The following is a 14,402-nucleotide window of genomic DNA, read 5'->3' as shown; positions in this document are numbered from 1 at the left end:
TCGCCATCCGATTTGATATTACGCTTCTTCGACACTTACTCGCATGGCCGCCAGCGCCTTACGCGCCGCTTTGATCACCAGTTCACACTGTTCAATGGTCAGTGTCAGTGGCGGTTCAATGCGGATCGTTTTGGCGTTATTGAGCGTTCCGGCCACCAGTACGCGCTGGCGGAACATCTCGCTGGCAAAGTTATAGCCGATTTCGTTATCAACAAACTCAATTGCCATCAACATCCCTTTACCACGCGCTTCCTGTACCAGATCGGGATATTCCCGCGCCAGTTGACGGAAACCGTCCAGCAACATATCGCCTTTTTGCTCAGCCTGAGCCGGTAAGTTCTGCTCCAGCAACACATTGATGGTCGCCAGCGCCGCCGCACAGGCCAGCGGGTTGCCGCCAAAGGTGGTGGTATGCAGGAATGGGTTGTCGAACAGAACTGAAAACACCTCTTCAGTGGCGATGGTCGCGCCAATCGGCATCACGCCGCCGCCGAGCGCTTTGGCAAGGCAGAGGATATCCGGCTGTACGTTCTCATGCTCGCAGGCGAACATCTTGCCCGTGCGCCCCATGCCCGTTTGTACTTCATCGAGGATCATCAGTGCGCCGAACTCATCGCATAGCTTACGTACGGCGGTGAGATAGCCCGGCGGCGGCAGAATTACGCCACCTTCACCCTGAATCGGTTCGAGGATCACCGCAGCCACATCATCACCGGTTTTTTTGCACTCGTTAAGAGCCGTGCGCATGGCTTCGATATTGCCAAACGGCACATGACGGAAGCCCGGCAGTAACGGCATAAACGGTTTGCGGAAGGTCGATTTCGCCGTGGCCGACAGCGCGCCAAGTGATTTACCGTGGAACGCGCCGCTGGTGGCAATAAAAGTAAACTTGCCGCGCGGTGACTGGTAAGCTTTCGCCAGCTTCAGCGCTGCTTCAACGGACTCGGTGCCGCTATTACAGAAGAAGCTGTATTTCAGTTTACCGGGCGTTAGCGCAGCAAGGGTTTTCGCCAACATCGCCCGTAACGGATCGAGCAGCTCCTGGCTGTGCAGCGGTTGTTTCGCAAGTTGATTCTGTACGGCGGAAACCACAACTGGATTACGGTGCCCCACGTTGAAAATTCCAAAACCTCCCAGGCAGTCGATAAACTCCTGTCCCTGGGTGTCGACAAGCGTATTTAAACCTCCCGCTTGCCACTCTACGGCTCCGTAATCCCCGCCGGCGGTAACAGATTTGCGATACTCTAAAAACCCCGGATTGACATGCTCTTTGAAGTATTCAATCACCTCTCGGTTAAGTGCTTTCATCTCCTCATGATCCAGCGTTCGCTTCTCAATGAGATTCAGGGCGTGGGCGCTGCACGCTAAAGCCGATGCGCTCGAAGGTAACCTGTTCAAAATATGCTCCGGAGGCTCGCGTATCACATGATACCGATTTAAGTATTGCAGGGATTGCGCCACTCCGGCTGCGATCGCGAAAATCGGGATAAACACAAATTCGGTTATCATTTGTGCAATATTTAATGCTATCTGTTAACATTTGTTGTTATTTTGCACGGTTTTTGTCGGGTATGGATTTGATGATTGCTGCGCAAATGCACGTTTTCAGGGCAATAATTGCCTGATTTTTGGGCAAGATAATTAACGTTTTCGTATAGTAACAGAGTGAAAGTATTTTAAATCAAAGAATTAGATTTGTGCTTTAATCGCAAATTGCGATCTAAATCAAATTAATCGGTTAAAGATAACCGCAGCGGGGCCGACATAAACTCTGACAAGAAGTTAACAACCATATAACCTGCACAGGACGCGAACATGTCTTCTCATCCGTATGTCACCCAGCAAAATACCCCGCTGGCGGACGATACCACTCTGATGTCCACTACCGATCTGCAAAGCTATATCACTCATGCTAATGACACTTTTGTGCAGGTGAGCGGCTTTACCTTGCAAGAGTTACAAGGGCAGCCGCACAACATGGTGCGTCACCCGGATATGCCAAAAGCGGCGTTTGCGGATATGTGGTTCACCCTGAAAAAAGGGGAGCCCTGGAGCGGCATCGTGAAAAATCGCCGCAAAAATGGCGACCATTATTGGGTGCGGGCCAATGCGGTACCGATGGTGCGCGAGGGAAAAATCAGTGGCTATATGTCGATTCGTACCCGGGCGACGGATGAAGAGATTGCGGCGGTGGAGCCGCTGTACAAAGCGCTGAACGCCGGACGTACCAGTAAGCGTATTCATAAAGGCCTGGTGGTGCGTAAAGGCTGGCTGGGTAAACTGCCTTCATTACCGCTTCGCTGGCGGGCGCGTGGAGTGATGACCCTGATGTTTATCTTGCTGGCGGCCATGCTTTGGTTTGTTGCTGCCCCGGTGGTGACGTATTTCCTCTGTGTGTTAGTGGTATTGTTGGCAAGCGCTTGTTTTGAATGGCAGATTGTGCGCCCGATAGAAAATGTCGCCCGTCAGGCACTGAAGGTGGCGACCGGAGAGCGTAATAGTGTTGAGCACCTGAATCGCAGCGATGAGCTGGGGCTGACATTACGCGCGGTAGGGCAGCTTGGCCTGATGTGCCGTTGGCTAATTAACGATGTCTCAAGCCAGGTGTCCAGTGTCAGAAATGGCAGTGAGACGCTGGCGAAAGGCACCGATGAACTGAACGAACATACCCAGCAGACAGTTGATAACGTTCAGCAAACGGTGGCGACCATGAACCAAATGGCGGCGTCGGTGAAACAGAACTCTGCCACGGCGTCGGCTGCCGATAAACTTTCTATCACCGCCAGTAATGCGGCAGTGCAGGGTGGGGAGGCGATGACCACGGTGATCAAGACAATGGACGATATCGCCGACAGTACCCAGCGCATTGGCACCATTACTTCGCTGATTAACGATATTGCATTTCAGACCAATATTCTGGCCCTGAATGCGGCGGTGGAAGCGGCGCGTGCCGGCGAACAGGGCAAAGGTTTTGCAGTGGTGGCAGGGGAAGTGCGTCATTTAGCCAGCCGCAGCGCTAATGCTGCCAACGATATTCGCAAGCTGATTGATGCCAGTGCTGATAAGGTGCAATCCGGTTCGCAGCAGGTACACGCCGCCGGACGGACGATGGAAGATATTGTGGCACAGGTGAAAAACGTCACCCAGTTGATCGCCCAGATTAGCCATTCAACGCTGGAACAGGCCGATGGGCTTTCCAGCCTGACCCGTGCAGTGGATGAGCTTAACCTGATCACCCAGAAAAATGCCGAGCTGGTGGAAGAGAGTGCGCAGGTGTCGGCGATGGTGAAACACCGCGCCAGCCGACTGGAAGACGCGGTGACGGTGCTGCATTAATCGGTATGCCGGATCCGGCGGTTGGAGCACAATGCCTGATGCGATGCTGGCGCATCTTATCAGGCCTGCGGGGTGTGTAGCGGGTGTAGGCCGGATAAGGCGCGTCAAGCGTCGCATCCGGCAATTGCACCGCGCCACTGGCGGATGCGGCGATTAATCCAGTTGCGTAATATCAAAAGCGGCGCGGTCGATCACCGCAATGATCTTTTTTATTTGTGCATCACTGATATCGCTCTGGTTGACGCGTAAATCCAGCACCGCTTTAAAATTATCCAGCGCCCGCTTCATTTGCGGGTTCTGGCGCAGCGCCGCGCCAACGCAACGCGCTTTGATGCGTTCTTCAATCATCTCCACCTGTTCGCGGTTTTCTTCCAGCCACTGCGCGCCTTGTTCGGTCAGCGCAATCTGCTTCTTACCACCTTCCTCTTCGCGGATGGTAATCAGCGACTGCTCCTGCAGAAAATCCAGCGTTGGGTAGATGACGCCCGGGCTTGGGGTGTAATTCCCCTGGGTTAGGTTCTCAATCGCTTTAATCAATTCGTAACCGTGGCTGTCATCGCGCGAGAGAATATCCAGAATCACCAGACGCAATTCACCGTGACCAAAGAAACGTTGCCGACGACCGCCGCCGCGACCGTGGCGACCACCGCAGCATTGACCGTGTTCATGCTGGTGACCGTGTCCGCAGTGCTCGTGTTCTGACTTCTCACCTTTGCAGCAGCCCTCATGGCGTGGCTGGCCTTCATGTTTACAACACCCTTCGTGATGATGGCTCATATCAGCCTCCTTTTGCTTGATTAGATATATCTAATTTATATCTGATGTGAGCATTACTGCAAGTACAAAAATGATTTTTAAACGTGGAAGCACCTCACATCCAGGCCGGATAAGACGTTCACGCCGCATCCGGCAGCATTGCTATGGCACTGAATGCCTTCACATACTTCAGATATATCAGTTCTACAAATCGCTTGCATTTATCATGATTAACAATCATTATCATTTACGAAAATTATTTAGATATATCTGATTACTATCACGAAGGCGATAACAATGAATAACTCCCCCCGCTACCCGCAGCGCGTTCGCAATGATCTGCGCTTCCGTGAACTGACTGTGTTACGCGTTGAGCGCATCAGCGCCGGTTTTCAGCGCATTGTCCTCGGCGGCGAGGCGCTGGACGGTTTTACATCGCGCGGCTTTGACGATCACAGCAAACTCTTCTTTCCTCAACCTGACGCTCACTTTGTGCCGCCAACGGTAACGGAAGAGGGCATCGTCTGGCCGGAAGGACCACGCCCACCGTCGCGTGACTATACGCCGCTGTATGACGAACTACGCCATGAACTGGCGATCGATTTCTTTATTCACGACGGTGGGGTCGCCAGCGGCTGGGCGATGCAGGCGCAACCGGGCGATAAACTTACGGTGGCAGGTCCGCGCGGTTCGCTGGTGGTGCCGGAAGATTACGCGTATCAGCTGTATGTCTGCGATGAATCCGGAATGCCCGCACTGCGCCGCCGCCTGGAAACGTTGAGCAAACTTGCCGTTAAACCGCAAGTTAGTGCGCTGGTTAGCGTGCGGGATAACGCCTGTCAGGATTATCTCGCGCACCTTGATGGTTTTAATATCGAATGGCTGGCACATGATGAGCAGGCGGTAGATGCGCGTCTGGCGCAGATGCAAATCCCTGCCGATGATTACTTCATCTGGATAACCGGCGAAGGTAAAGTCGTTAAGAATTTAAGCCGCCGCTTTGAAGCGGAACAGTATGACCCACAGCGGGTACGTGCAGCGGCTTACTGGCACGCAAAGTAACTGATATATAAAAAGAAAAAGGCTGACGATTTCTCGTCAGCCTTTGCTATATCTGGTGGCCCCTGCTGGACTTGAACCAGCGACCAAGCGATTATGAGTCGCCTGCTCTAACCACTGAGCTAAGGGGCCATGGTAGCGGATTATAAAGTAACTCCGTGTCGCAATCCAGCCATTACCGTGCGCCTGCTGTTTTTATAAACAATGTATTTTCAATCCGTTATACTTTTCCTGGTGATGTTAGAAAGGAGTAAATATGGTTGAGGATATTTTGGCTCCAGGGTTACGGGTCGTGTTTTGCGGTATCAACCCTGGGCTTTCATCCGCCGGGACTGGTTTTCCCTTTGCTCATCCAGCAAATCGCTTCTGGAAGGTGATATATCAGGCCGGGTTTACCGACCGTCAGTTGAAGCCGCAGGAGGCACAGCATCTGCTGGATTATCGTTGTGGCGTCACCAAACTGGTAGACCGTCCAACGGTGCAAGCCAATGAAGTTTCAAAGCAGGAGCTGCACGCAGGTGGGCGTAAGCTGATTGAAAAAATTGAAGATTATCAGCCGCAGGCGTTGGCGATTCTGGGCAAACAAGCATATGAACAGGGATTCAGCCAGCGCGGTGCACAGTGGGGGAAACAAACGCTCACCATTGGTTCGACGCAGATTTGGGTGCTGCCAAATCCCAGCGGTTTAAGTCGCGTTTCACTAGAGAAACTGGTTGAAGCGTATCGCGAGCTGGACCAGGCGCTGGTAGTGCGTGGGCGATAAAAAACGCCACCGAAAAGGTGGCGTTTGTGCAAAGGGACTAGTGCCGGGTGCGGCGTAACGCCTGATCCGGCCTACCGATTAATCGTCCAGGAAGCTACGCAACACTTCAGAACGGCTCGGGTGACGCAGTTTGCGCAGCGCCTTCGCTTCGATCTGACGGATACGTTCGCGGGTAACGTCGAACTGTTTACCCACTTCTTCCAGCGTGTGGTCGGTGTTCATATCGATACCGAAACGCATACGCAGAACTTTCGCTTCACGCGCGGTCAGGCCAGCCAGCACGTCGTGCGTTGCCGCACGCAGGCTTTCGGTGGTCGCAGAATCCAGCGGCAGCTCGAGGGTGGTATCCTCGATGAAATCCCCCAGATGCGAATCTTCATCATCACCGATCGGCGTTTCCATGGAGATTGGCTCTTTGGCGATCTTCAGCACTTTGCGGATCTTGTCTTCCGGCATCAGCATACGTTCAGCCAGTTCTTCCGGCGTCGGTTCACGGCCCATCTCTTGCAGCATCTGGCGAGAAATACGGTTGAGTTTGTTGATAGTCTCAATCATATGCACCGGAATACGGATGGTGCGCGCCTGATCCGCGATAGAACGGGTGATCGCCTGACGGATCCACCAGGTTGCGTAGGTGGAGAACTTGTAACCACGGCGGTATTCGAATTTATCAACCGCTTTCATCAGACCGATGTTGCCTTCCTGAATCAGGTCAAGGAACTGCAAGCCACGGTTGGTGTATTTCTTGGCGATAGAAATAACCAGACGTAAGTTCGCTTCAACCATCTCTTTCTTCGCACGGCGGGCTTTCGCTTCACCGATGGACATACGACGGTTGATATCTTTAACCTGCTCGATGGTCAGGCCGGTTTCTTCTTCAATCTGCTGCAGTTTCTGCAGGGCGCGATGCACTTCTTCAGAGACATCGTGCAGTTTTTCCGACCACGGCTTGTTCATCGCAATTGCCGCGTTGAACCAGGTATCGCTGGTTTCGTTGCCGGTAAACAGGGTAATGAAGTTTTTCTTCGGCATTTTGCACTGCTCAACGCAGAGCTTCATGATCAGACGTTCTTGCGTACGAACGCGGTCCATCATGACGCGCATGCTGTTGACCAGGTAGTCAAACTGCTTCGGCACCAGGCGGAACTGTTTGAATACTTCAGACAGTTTCAGGATCTCTTCCTGAGCGGCAGCGTGACTGCGACCTTTCGCTTTGATGGTGTCACGCGTTACAACGTACTGAGCGCGTAGTTCCGCAAATTTTTCGCGAGCCAGTTCCGGGTCGATGCTGTTGTCATCATCGGCGCTGTCGTCATCGCCATCTTCTTCGTCTTCATCTTCGTCATCGTCCAGATCTTCCTGGGAAAGCTCAGAACCGACGTGAGTGGCGGTAGGTGCCAGATCTTCTTCTGCGTTCGGGTCAACAAAGCCGGTGATCAGATCGGACAGACGCGCTTCTTCTGCTTCAACACGATCGTACTGTTCCAGCAGATAGGTGATCGCTTCCGGATATTCAGCAACGGAGCATTGAACCTGGTTGATCCCGTCTTCAATACGCTTAGCGATGTCAATTTCGCCTTCGCGGGTCAACAGTTCAACGGTGCCCATTTCACGCATGTACATGCGTACCGGGTCAGTCGTGCGCCCGATTTCAGATTCCACGCTGGAAAGCACCTGCGCGGCGGCTTCGGCAGCATCTTCGTCCGCGGTGTTTTCAGCCAGCATCAGATCATCGGCATCCGGTGCTTCTTCCATCACCTGAATGCCCATGTCGTTGATCATTTGGATGATGTCTTCGATCTGATCTGAATCGACGATATCTTCCGGCAGATGGTCATTGACCTCGGCATAGGTCAGATAGCCTTGCTCCTTACCACGGGTGACAAGAAGTTTCAGCTGTGACTGCGGGTTTTGCTCCATAAGACGGTATCCACACTTATTTCATGAGGTTGGTGTTGGGCGATTGACCCGATGTCCTTCAGCCGTTAACGCTGAAATCCAACGGTTGTTTACCGCCAACGATAATTACGAGGGCGTACTTATATATTTGCCGCTGCCTCTCAGTGCGGCTGTCGGGGGCTTCCCGATCGCTCTTCGGCACTTAAGCCGTTAAATCACTTTTTCGCCAGTTCCTGGTTTAATGTCCAGAGCTCCAGGCGTTCTTCGTTGCTTAAACCATGCGTGCGCTCACGAGCGATTAACTCTTCCTGGCGCAGTTCAAGCAGCGAATCAAACATATGGTTGAGTGAGTCGGTGAAGGTTTGCTCAGCAATATTCTTATCTGCTATATCGTCCCACATCGACAGTTTTTCAAGGGTGGCAGCATTATTTGTACCACGATAGTGCTCTAAAAGTTGCCCGGTGGTCAGACCTGGCTGGGAGAGACAAGTGTTGACCAGTTCTCTGAATAAGCCAAGTCCAGGGAGCTTATTTTCATCCAGATTCTCAAGCGGCGGGACCAACGTCGCTAATTCTGGATTTTGCACCAGCAACCCTATAAGTATACGCATGGTCGTGCGTTTTAGCTGCGGAACAGGGCGAGAAACGCCGCTCTCTGCCGCTTTTGGCATTAATCGTTCAAGCTGGCTGTCATCAAGTATGCCTAATTTGTTGCCTAATTCCTGACGAAGATATATTCGCAGCGTTTCGCCCGGCACTTGCGATATCAATGGCAGTGCCAGCGTACTCAAACGTGCGCGCCCGTCAGGGGTACTCAGATCAACTTGCGGCATCAGGCTGTTAAACAGAAATGCGGAAAGCGGCATCGCCTGCTCCATCCGCGCTTCAAACGCTTCTTTACCTTCTTTTCGTACCAGCGTGTCAGGGTCTTCGCCATCCGGCAAAAACATAAAGCGTAGCTGACGGCCGTCTGTCATGTAAGGCAGCGCCGTTTCCAGCGCTCGCCATGCGGCATCGCGGCCTGCACGGTCGCCGTCATAACAGCAAATGACATTGTTGGTCGCGCGGAACAACAGTTGTATGTGATCGGCGGTGGTTGACGTACCTAACGACGCAACGGCGTAATTAATGCCGTATTGCGCCAGCGCCACCACGTCCATATAGCCTTCGACCACAAGCAGACGATTGGGTTCAGCGTTATCCTGCTGCGCTTCATAAAGACCGTAAAGCTGGCGGCCTTTATGGAAAATGTCTGTTTCCGGCGAGTTCAGGTATTTGGGGGTATCGTTGCCCAGCACGCGCCCGCCAAAACCAATCACCCGACCGCGTTTATCGCGAATGGGGAACATCACCCGCTCGCGGAAACGATCGTAACTGCGTCCCTGATCGTTAGTGACCAACATCCCCGCATCAATCAATGACTGGCGATTTTCTGGATTGCCGCCAAACCGCTTCAGGACGTTGTCCCAGCCGGGGGGCGCAAAACCAATCGCAAAGCGAGCGATAACCTCGTGGCTTAATCCGCGTTTTTCCAGATACTGGCGCGCAGACGTGGCAACAGGTTGTTGTAAAGATTGTTGGTAAAACGTATTCAGACCGTCCATCAACTGATAAAGCGTTTGCCTCTGATGGCGCTCGATCTGGCTGGGGCCGCTGCCTGCTTCAAATGGCACTTCAAGATTGTGCATTGCTGCCAGCTCTTCGACCGTTTCAACGAACTCGAGCTTGTCGTAGTTCATCAGGAAGTCGATCGCGTTGCCGTGCGCGCCACATCCAAAGCAGTGGTAAAACTGTTTCTCACCGTTAACGGTGAATGACGGGGTTTTCTCGTTGTGGAATGGACAACACGCGTGGAAATTCTTGCCCTGCTTTTTCAGCTTCACACGGGCATCGATCAGATCGACGATGTCAGTGCGTGCCAGCAGATCATTAATGAATACGCGTGGGATTCGTCCAGCCATAGGCCCCGATTTTTAGCAATTCATAAACGAAAATAAGCCGCGCATTCCTTTCGGAAGCACGGCCTTACAACTACAACTCGGTCTGATCGGAGAGCAACGCTCTCGGGGAATTAGTACAGACGAGTGCGGCGTGCGTTTTCGCGAGCCAGTTTCTTCGCGTGACGTTTCACTGCAGAAGCTTTAGCGCGCTTACGTTCGGTAGTCGGTTTTTCATAGAACTCACGACGACGAACTTCCGCCAGAACACCTGCTTTTTCGCAGGAACGCTTGAAGCGACGCAGAGCTACGTCGAACGGCTCGTTTTCACGTACTTTAATTACCGGCATGTGCCTCTCACCTTTGATTAATTCGGTTTGCCGCTGGCATCAACGCCAGCTTATTTCAAAATGGTGCGGAATTTTACTGCAATTGCTGCTGCTTTGTAAAGCACCGCGGCCTTTTTGAAAGGGACTTTTATAAGGGTGAGGAGTATACACGAGGCTTTCTCCAGGGGCGAACAAAGTTTTACATCAACCCGCATTGGTCCTACACTGCGCGGTAATAAAGCGAGGTAAAACAAGTCATGCGTGTACTGGGTATTGAAACTTCCTGCGATGAAACCGGCATCGCCATTTACGACGATGAAAAAGGTTTGTTAGCCAACCAATTGTATAGTCAGGTGAAATTGCACGCTGACTACGGCGGCGTCGTGCCTGAACTGGCCTCCCGCGATCACGTGCGCAAAACCGTACCGTTGATCCAGGCGGCGCTAAAGGAGTCTGGCTTAACGGCAAAAGACATTGATGCTGTGGCCTATACCGCAGGCCCTGGATTAGTCGGCGCACTGCTGGTTGGCGCAACCGTGGGGCGTTCTCTGGCGTTTGCCTGGAACGTTCCGGCAATCCCGGTACACCATATGGAAGGGCATCTGTTAGCGCCGATGCTGGAAGATAACCCGCCGGAATTTCCGTTTGTCGCGCTGCTGGTGTCCGGCGGTCATACGCAGTTAATCAGCGTGACTGGCATTGGTCAGTACGAGCTGCTCGGCGAGTCTATCGATGATGCCGCCGGTGAAGCGTTTGATAAAACCGCGAAGCTGCTGGGGCTGGATTATCCTGGCGGACCGTTACTGTCGAAAATGGCGGCTCAGGGTACTGCCGGGCGCTTTGTTTTCCCGCGTCCGATGACCGACCGTCCGGGGCTGGATTTCAGCTTCTCCGGTCTGAAAACCTTCGCGGCAAATACCATTCGTGACAACGGCACCGACGACCAGACGCGTGCTGATATCGCCCGCGCCTTTGAAGATGCGGTGGTCGATACGCTGATGATTAAGTGCAAGCGAGCGTTGGATCAGACTGGCTTTAAGCGACTGGTCATGGCAGGCGGCGTGAGTGCTAACCGTACGTTACGGGCGAAGCTGGCTGAAATGATGAAAAAACGCCGCGGCGAAGTGTTCTACGCGCGTCCGGAGTTTTGTACTGATAACGGCGCGATGATCGCCTATGCCGGAATGGTGCGGTTTAAAGCAGGCGCGACGGCGGATCTCGGCGTTAGCGTGCGTCCGCGCTGGCCACTGGCGGAGTTACCGGCCGCGTAAAACTATCGGGTGCCGGAGAGCAATTTCCGGCACCGTCCTTACTTAAAGCAACACCACGGGCATCCACAGTAAGCCGGTAATCACCAGCAATACGAGGAATATCAGCCCAAAAATCGCCCCCAGTCGCCAGTAATCCGCCGTTGGCAGATAACCACTACCGTAGTAAATCGGACTGGGTCCGGTGGCGTATGGTGTAAGAATGCTCCCCAGACCAATTGCCGCGCCAACCATCAGGCAGAACACCGGCAGCGGGATTTCCGGCATCGCCAGCGCGGCGGCGATCATCATCGGTGCGAGGGCGGAGGTATACGCCGTGGCGCTGGCGAAAAAGTAGCGCAGTAGATAAAACACCACAATCAATGCCACCATCACCATCGTCGGCGAATAACCACTTAAGCTGCCTGCTAACAGTTTGCCAAACCAGCTAATAAAACCGGTGTTGTTGAGTCCGGTAGCGAGGGTGATAAGCGAGGCCAGCCAGAAGAAAACGTTCCACGCGGCTTTATTACTGACAATGTCGTCCCAACTGATAATGCGCAGAAGCAGCATCAGTGCCACCACGCTGTAACCGACCATCGCGGCATCGATATAATCACCGCCGAAAATCCACAGCACCAGCGCGCCTACCATCAGCCCCAGCATCCGTTTTTCACGCGAACAGAGCGGGCCCATTGCCTGCAGTTCCGTCTCTGCCCAGCGCGGCACCTGATCGCCTGACTTCAGTACCGGCGGGTACAGCACATAAGCCAGCCAGGGAACCAGCAGCACCAGCAAAATACTGAGCGGCAACATCCCGAGGAACCAGTCGCCCCAACTCAGCGTGGCGTGAGATGCGCTTTTCATCAGTCCAATTAACAGCAAGTTTGGTGCCATCGCCGTCAAGAAAATGGCGCTGGTCACGCAGTCGGCAACAATCCCCATCCACATGATGTACGAGCCAATGCTGCGCGAACTGCTGTCGTTTGGTTGTGATTGATAGAGCGGTGGCAGGTTACGGATGATGGGATAGATAATCCCCGCACCACGCGCCGAGTTGGACGGTGTTACAGGTGCGAGGATCAGCTCGGAGAACATCACCGCATAGCCGAGAAACAGCGTGCGATGTCCCATCTTTTTCACCAGAATCAGCGCAATGCGGCGTCCCAGCCCGGTTTTTTCATAGCCTGTGCCAAACATAAAGGCGGCGAAAATCAGCCAGATAACCGAATTAGAAAAACCGGAAACCGCCCACGAGAGGGATTTTGCAGTGAATTTAAAGCCTGGCTGGGCGAGCTGTTCGGGGCTGAACAGCAGCCAGGGAGAGAGTATGGCGATGATGGAGATACCCACCATCGCCACCACGGCACCCGGCACGGGTTCGAGGATCAGTCCAACGATCACGCCAGTAAAAACGGCAAAGTAGAGCCAGGTATGACTCTCCAGCCCTGCGGGAACCGGAATTAGAGCAATAATGGCGATGACCGCCAGCGGCGCAAGGTATCGCCACCATTCAGTGGAAGGTTTCATCGTGTTATGCCTGCGAAAAAGGAGAGGGGGCGAGCCTCTCCGGGAGGGTTATTTGATGTAATGGACGTGCTCGCAGATCTCTTCCACGATGGGATCGCGGCGTTCGGCGAACAGCTTTTTGTTTTCGGCTATCAGGTTGTTGCCGTGGGTATCAATAGAGACAATCAGCGGGCCGAACTCTTTGACCCGGCAGACCCACAGTGACTCCGGCATCCCGAGTTCTGTCCAGTGCACTTCTTCAATCTCTTCCACCTGGGTTGCCGCCAGCACCGCGCAGCCTGCCGGGAAAATCACATGTAGCGCCTTGAATTTCTGGCAGCCTTCTTCGGTCAGCGGCCCCATTCCGCCTTTGCCAACCACCAGTTTCACGCCGGTCTGCTCGATAAATTCACGTTCAAAACTTTCCATACGCATACTGGTTGTCGGGCCAACGGAAACCATCTCCCATTTATCGCCGTTTTTGCGCACGATGGGGCCAGCGTGGAAAATCGCTTTGCCGTTGAGATCGTAAGGGATCGGACGTTTCAGTTCGATCAAGCGGCGGTGACAAACGTCACGGCAGGTCACCAGCGTACCGGTCAGGTAGATCACATCGCCGACGCGAATATCTTGCAGATCTTCAGCTTTGATCGGGGTTGTCAGGATCTTTTTCATAACGCGCTCCGGGTGTGAGACAGATTTTCAAAGGTGAGATCGGCATGAACCAGCAGCGTGCCGCGACGATGCGCCCAGCAGCCGGTAGAGACAGCAACGCCGATGGTTGACGGATGGCGGGCGGCAGATTCGATATGCACGCCCATCACTGAACTGTTGCCGGTCAGCCCTTGTGGACCAATCCCCAGACGGTTGAGTCCTTCTTCCAGGCGTAGCTCCAGCTCTGCCGCTTTTGGATTGGGATGGCGGCTGCCAATCGGACGCAAAATGGCTTTACGCGAGAGTACGGCGGCGGTTTCCACCGAGGTGGCGATGCCCACGCCCACCAGTACCGGTGGACAGGCGTTTACGGCGAGGGTGGAGATATTTTCGAAGACGAATTTCACCACGCCTTCGTAGCCTTCTGACGGCATTAACACTTTCGAGCGGCCAGGTAGCGTGCAGCCGCCGCCTGCCATGTAAACTTCGATTTCTGCATCGTCATTGTCGGGGATGATGTCCCAGGTGACCCACGGTACGCCGCTACCGGTATTTTTGCCGGTGTTTACTTCGTCAAAAATTTCTACCGCATTGTGACGTAGTGGCGCTTTGACGGTTGCCTCTTCCACGGCTTGTTTGAGTATGCTTTGCAGCTCGCCAAGCAGTGGGAAGCGGGAACCGACTTTAACGAAGAACATAATCTCCCCGGTGTCCTGACAGGCAGGACGATTCAGGTCAATCGCTTTTTGCATGTTGTCGAACATCGTATGGTAGATAATTTTCCCCATCGACGACGTTTCGGCATCCTTTAGCTGTTTTAGTTTATCCACCACGTCATCAGGCATTCGGGTAGAAATCATGGCGGTAAAGTTAGCGACAATCTCTGTCAACGTATTCACTGCCTGTTGCTTAT

At 53.5% G+C, this 14,402-nt stretch carries 12 protein-coding genes and 1 tRNA gene; 4 read left to right on the top strand and 9 right to left on the bottom strand.

The features are described 5' to 3' along the window. Positions 1-18: 18 nt before the first annotated feature. A complete protein-coding gene (ygjG, locus tag E0D98_RS04950) occupies positions 19-1,398 on the bottom strand; it encodes a putrescine aminotransferase (RefSeq protein WP_001297164.1) in 1,380 nt (459 codons plus the stop codon). 417 nt (positions 1,399-1,815) lie between these two features. Between ygjG and aer the strand changes: the two genes are divergently transcribed. Then, the gene (gene aer, locus E0D98_RS04945; protein WP_000094682.1) at positions 1,816-3,336 is read left to right on the top strand and encodes an aerotaxis sensor receptor Aer; all 1,521 of its coding nucleotides are present in this window, start codon (positions 1,816-1,818) and stop codon (positions 3,334-3,336) included. 153 nt (positions 3,337-3,489) lie between these two features. On the opposite strand, the gene nfeR is transcribed toward aer, so the two are convergent. After that, entirely contained in the window at positions 3,490-4,113 is a 624-nt protein-coding gene (gene nfeR / locus E0D98_RS04940) for a DNA-binding transcriptional regulator NfeR (protein WP_000018003.1), read from the bottom strand. 276 nt (positions 4,114-4,389) lie between these two features. On the opposite strand from nfeR, the gene nfeF reads away from it, so the two are divergent. Further along, on the top strand, positions 4,390-5,154 hold the full coding sequence (gene nfeF / locus E0D98_RS04930) for an NADPH-dependent ferric chelate reductase NfeF (protein WP_001065895.1): 765 nt from the start codon (positions 4,390-4,392) through the stop codon (positions 5,152-5,154). A gap of 53 nt (positions 5,155-5,207) precedes the next feature. Here the strand turns inward: nfeF and E0D98_RS04925 are convergent. Continuing rightward, positions 5,208-5,283 (bottom strand) — tRNA-Ile (locus tag E0D98_RS04925). 124 nt (positions 5,284-5,407) lie between these two features. On the opposite strand from E0D98_RS04925, the gene mug reads away from it, so the two are divergent. Then, complete coding sequence (gene mug, locus E0D98_RS04920) at positions 5,408-5,914, top strand: G/U mismatch-specific DNA glycosylase (protein ID WP_000228937.1); 507 nt, start codon at positions 5,408-5,410, stop codon at positions 5,912-5,914. A gap of 78 nt (positions 5,915-5,992) precedes the next feature. Here mug and rpoD read toward each other — a convergent pair whose 3' ends face one another. The 3 genes from rpoD to rpsU form a co-directional block, all read right to left on the bottom strand. Next, positions 5,993-7,834: an RNA polymerase sigma factor RpoD gene (gene rpoD, locus E0D98_RS04915; RefSeq protein WP_000437371.1), complete on the bottom strand. Its 1,842-nt coding sequence runs from the start codon at positions 7,832-7,834 to the stop codon at positions 5,993-5,995. Positions 7,835-8,028: 194 nt separating this feature from the next. Further along, the gene (gene dnaG / locus E0D98_RS04910) at positions 8,029-9,774 is read right to left on the bottom strand and encodes a DNA primase (protein WP_000918827.1); all 1,746 of its coding nucleotides are present in this window, start codon (positions 9,772-9,774) and stop codon (positions 8,029-8,031) included. A gap of 110 nt (positions 9,775-9,884) precedes the next feature. Further along, positions 9,885-10,100, bottom strand: coding sequence for a 30S ribosomal protein S21 (gene rpsU, locus E0D98_RS04905; protein WP_001144069.1), 216 nt, complete (start codon positions 10,098-10,100; stop codon positions 9,885-9,887). Positions 10,101-10,336: 236 nt separating this feature from the next. Between rpsU and tsaD the strand changes: the two genes are divergently transcribed. Further along, complete coding sequence (tsaD, locus tag E0D98_RS04900; RefSeq protein WP_001264365.1) at positions 10,337-11,350, top strand: tRNA (adenosine(37)-N6)-threonylcarbamoyltransferase complex transferase subunit TsaD; 1,014 nt, start codon at positions 10,337-10,339, stop codon at positions 11,348-11,350. A 42-nt stretch (positions 11,351-11,392) separates the two neighbouring features. Here the strand turns inward: tsaD and ttdT are convergent, their stop codons facing one another. From ttdT to ttdA, 3 genes are all read right to left on the bottom strand, one after another. Then, positions 11,393-12,856, bottom strand: coding sequence for an L-tartrate/succinate antiporter (ttdT, locus tag E0D98_RS04895; protein WP_000804928.1), 1,464 nt, complete (start codon positions 12,854-12,856; stop codon positions 11,393-11,395). Positions 12,857-12,904: 48 nt separating this feature from the next. Next, positions 12,905-13,510 carry a L(+)-tartrate dehydratase subunit beta gene (gene ttdB, locus E0D98_RS04890; protein ID WP_000722957.1) on the bottom strand — a complete coding sequence of 202 codons (606 nt, stop codon included), beginning with the start codon at positions 13,508-13,510 and terminating at the stop codon, positions 12,905-12,907. After that, positions 13,507-14,402: L(+)-tartrate dehydratase subunit alpha (gene ttdA, locus E0D98_RS04885; protein WP_240723728.1), on the bottom strand; the 896-nt coding region annotated here is incomplete at its 5' end. The genes ttdA and ttdB, both read right to left, overlap by 4 nt.

This window comes from Escherichia sp. KCJ4928 (genome assembly GCF_004352695.1).
Taxonomy (GTDB): domain Bacteria; phylum Pseudomonadota; class Gammaproteobacteria; order Enterobacterales; family Enterobacteriaceae; genus ECMA0423.
Note: the sequence above shows the minus strand (reverse complement) of the source record. Positions and strands in the feature narration are given on the sequence as shown.